Consider the following 4,317-nt stretch of genomic DNA (forward strand, 5'->3'; position numbering starts at 1 on the left):
GTTTTCATGTATTCATTTTGTATGACGTTATATATGAAAATTGTTTTATTTTACACACATTTAATTGTGATTTTTTTACTAATTTTTATAGCCTAATACAGATTTATCACTTGCTTATCTATAAATTTCATTAGAATAACTACACTATCCTTATTTAATTTGAAATAAATCTTATCGTTACATAATTTAATTATGTAAATAAGTCTGTGTAAAAATTGAATTTAACGCGAACTTGTGTTCGTATAACTTTTCTGTTATAGTATATATGAGGTGATTTTTATGGATTACAGCAAGCAACGTCAAAAATCCGTACATCGTAAAAAATTATACGAGAATCTAAATGAAATGCCCTTTTACATAGAAGAATTTGTGGAGTACAAAGAATTGCATGATGCCTCTCCCTCTACCCTACTGAATTATGTATATGATTTTAGAGTCTTCTTTAATTGGTTATTATCTGAACAAATTATTGAATTAAAACCTATTAAAGACATATCCTTCTCTGATTTGGAGAATTTAAAGAAAAAAGATGTTGAGAACTTCATGAGGTTTCTAAAACTACAACAAAACATGCAAAATTCCTCTGTTAACAGAAAAATTTCGGCCTTAAAATCTTTATTTAAGTACCTTACCTCCCTATCAGAGAATGAAGATGGAGAATGTTATTTTTATAGAAACGTAATGGCTAAAATTGAAATACATAAAGATAAAGAAACATTAAATGCCCGTGCAAAGCGTATGAGATCTAAAATATTTCATAATGATGATGATCAAGAGTTTTTAAATTACGTTAAGTATGAACATGAAAAATCTTTAACAAAACATCAATTATTCTATTTCCTAAGGGATAAGGATCGTGATGTAGCTATCCTTTCCCTTTTTCTTGGTAGCGGTATTCGTGTAAGTGAATTGGCCGACCTTCGTATGGAAGATATAAACTTAAAAGAAAGATTAATTGATGTAATTCGAAAAGGAAACAAAGAAGATTCTGTATGGATTACACCAATAGCACTGAATGATTTAGAAAAGTATATGGAAATTAGAGATAACAAATACGCTCCAGGAAAAGAATTAAAAAGTGTGTTTTTATCAAAGTATAAACATACTGCACAGCCTCTTTCGGTTAGGGCTATCCAAGATATTGTAGAAAAATATACTAAAGCATACGGAAAAAGAATGTCTCCTCATAAATTAAGACATACATTAGCAAATAAATTATATATGGAAGAAAAAGACTCATTACAAGTGATGCAGCAACTTGGGCATACAAGTCAAGATACAGCTTTGCTATATACACAACTTGGGGAAACAACTATTCATTGCTGAACTTTTATTATTTTCCAGACCACTTTACTTAAACGACGTTTATTATTCGCTTTAAATTTTATTTTATTATGTAAAAATTATATAATTTGAATCCTACTATAAAATGAGAAAAGACTCCACTGACATCGTGCTATTAAGAGAGCGGGCAAACTCAAGGTTGTAACCATTCCAACAGCTAAGATGGTTAATAACGTGCGAAAGCAACAAGAACTGACCGAATGAGTTATGCATGTCCCTATCTAACGAATTTTTGAATTCCATTTCATTTTTCCCGATAAATTGAAATTCACTCGTCTACCGGATTATGCACCACGTCATTATAGAGAGAAACTGCACGCTTAATGCCGTCACGAATTTGTTCAGCTGCACTTCGTGCTGCTTTGTTGTCAGAGGGATAGCATGTATAACCACCACCGAAGTAAGGTTAGTTATTACCTAATCGTGTGCAAACAACGGTGAAGTTTACTTCAGGTTTTCTGCTTCACCCTATTAAATCAGAGTTTTCATTACTTTCCAAATCTAGAATCTTGGAGCCGTTTTGACTCAATACTACCTCTGAAACATCAAGAATCCATTCCAGGCTGGCCTTTTTGAAAAATGCCCAGATGTAGATGAACATAATAGATTTCTCCATTCCAATATTTTCGATTTTTGAACCCGAATCCCCCGGTGTTGAGAATTGGCGTAGGTTTATGCTAGAGCAAGCTGAGAAATTACGTTCTTACGGGAACTCTTCGACTCCTATATACGACCATACTAAGAAAGTCGCCTGGAACAGGTATTTCCCAGCATTCCCTGTTGATATTATGTGAATCAGCATAATCACCTGTTCCATTCCCTCCATCAGGCTCCGACGTCGGGTCGTGGTCAAGCAATACTACCCTAACACTTTCGTTTGAGATGGAAATGAAAGTTTCTTCCTCCAATAGGATTTTTACCGACCATAAATCGACTTATGTAATACAAATTCCGAAAATGTAAATCCTAAAGTTAATCACACGGTCTGTTCCAAATACTGTGCTAGTTATGAGGATTTTTACTGTTTATAAAAATATAACTTTAAAAATATTATCTAGAAAACAAGTAGACAAGATTCTGCTGCAAAGTTTTTTAATTGCAGCTTACTTTTTGATTAATAAAAAAGCGATGGCTTTTGAAAATGACAAAAGGAGATTCACTACTCCGTTTGCTGACAGAAATCAAATTAGAGCTAAAAGAAACTATTTTAATTAATCTTTGTTCAAAATGTTTTCTAGTTATTAGTCATATCTTGTGGATTTACAAAACATCTTTAATCAAACCTTATTTCGAAGCCGCTAAATCCTAAGTACTTCCACCTACCAGTACATAACCGATATTTCACCTTGCCTTTCACTATAATAAACACGAACACGTAATATATAAGATTTTCCCCTATTTAATTCGACATTTATATTTGCATTATGATCTTCACCACTATCATCATCACCTGCAACATAAAATACTTCATCAACACCTTCTTCAAATAAAACGATGACAGAATCGGATGCACCAAAAGTAGCTATATTATATTTTCTTGTTTCGTTTGGCTTAATAATGAAATCCTTCTGTTCTCCATGATTTAATGAAAGTTTATTACTTACTAATAGTGGGAGTTCTTCTAAGTCAGCATTATCCATTGGTGGATAAAACGTTCTGACCCACAACTTATCTCTCTCTGAAAAACCACCCGCTGGTGTTATCCCATTTTGATATTGCACTGGTTTTTTAATTAATCCAGCCTTAAACGGATAGTGCATAATAGAATTGGGATCCCAATTAGAGCCTTGTACGGTATCTGGGTCTATTTTTCTGATTATATTATGATAAGTTTTTTCTCTATTCCACTTATTAGGAGGTTTAGCTAAGGCAGCATATACAGCTTCTTCATCCCATTCAATACCCGCTTTTGGGTTCTGATGTTCATGAGGAAACCCTAGAGTATGTCCAATTTCATGAATGGCTGTATCTATTTCCGAAGGATTGCGTGTTAAATCCCATCCAAAATTCATTGTTCTTTCATCTTTGCTTAATTCCAGATCAATAATATCTCTTCCAATGTACGACCAAGCACCATCACCTCTCATAAAACCTATTCTTATTTCGGCCTCCTCTCTTGTTGCTACTTCTTTAAATTTCATACCTATCCCCAAAGATATCCATTGCTTAAAAGCATTTCTGACAACGTTCCTTTCCTCTTCATTTGTAGTCCATGTTTTCCATTCTCTTTGTCCATTGTTTAGGATTACATATTTACCATCTGTTTCTTTGTCAAAGAAATAATAATGTAACACAGTACCATTTACCCATTTTTTTTCATTTGTTATTAAAAGTTCTCTTCGATCGTTATTTACATCTGCTTTAAATTCTCTTTCAGGAACTATCGGCAGTGCACAATAGTTTTTATCTTTATTTACTTCACCCATTTAATAACCTCCATGTGTAGTTATAAATTGTTATTTTCATTTTATTGTTTCGCTTTTTTATAATAATATACTTGATTCTTGTTAGATTTGTAGGTACTCCTCATATCTTATCAAGCTAACAGGAATCCATGGACGACGATGCAAAAACTATAAATATTTTGATAAGAACTAAAAACAATTGACAGCTTATATACTTTTAGATTGAATATTAGCTCATTCATGTGAATATTTTATTATTTTTAGCCAAGTGATTTAGTGTTTATTGTTCTATGTTTAAAAATTTTAGATTTTCATGAATATTTTTTTACTGATTTAGATATAATTCGAATGTTATCTTAACTTCAAACTTAATTAGATTTTGCTGAGAACTAAATACATATATATGTATGAAATAATATGAATCCAATCTTTATGTTGAAAATACTCAATAATATCTTTATTAAATATTAAATTCATAAAGATAAACATTGGTATAGCCTCAAAATAATAATTTATCATATATTCTTTTTTGAATGTTGCAAGATTCGTTTCCATACTTCTCTTATAG

3 protein-coding genes are annotated in these 4,317 nt (G+C 31.8%); 1 reads left to right on the forward strand and 2 read right to left on the reverse strand.

Annotated features, from left to right (window positions below; genetic code table 11):
* Window positions 1–279: 279 nt before the first annotated feature.
* Window positions 280–1,326 carry a tyrosine recombinase XerS gene (gene xerS, locus DN403_RS20555; protein WP_149185701.1) on the forward strand — a complete coding sequence of 349 codons (1,047 nt, stop codon included), beginning with the start codon at window positions 280–282 and terminating at the stop codon, window positions 1,324–1,326.
* A 1,337-nt stretch (window positions 1,327–2,663) separates the two neighbouring features.
* Here the strand turns inward: xerS and DN403_RS20560 are convergent.
* On the reverse strand, window positions 2,664–3,770 hold the full coding sequence (locus DN403_RS20560; protein WP_098472273.1) for a M12 family metallopeptidase: 1,107 nt from the start codon (window positions 3,768–3,770) through the stop codon (window positions 2,664–2,666).
* Window positions 3,771–4,121: 351 nt separating this feature from the next.
* Window positions 4,122–4,317, reverse strand: a 196-nt coding sequence (locus tag DN403_RS31550) for a hypothetical protein (RefSeq protein WP_218948243.1), incomplete at its 5' end; no start/stop codon positions are given.

The organism is Bacillus sp. AY2-1 (genome assembly GCF_008368965.1).
In the GTDB taxonomy this organism is placed as follows: Bacteria; Bacillota; Bacilli; order Bacillales; family Bacillaceae_G; genus Bacillus_A; species Bacillus_A thuringiensis_S.

What these genes read in the sequence shown, in the direction of transcription:
- xerS (WP_149185701.1), top strand. Translation starts at nt 280, where the DNA reads ATGGATTACAGCAAGCAACGTCAAAAATCCGTACATCGTAAAAAATTA.
- DN403_RS20560 (WP_098472273.1), bottom strand. Translation starts at nt 3,770, where the DNA reads ATGGGTGAAGTAAATAAAGATAAAAACTATTGTGCACTGCCGATAGTT.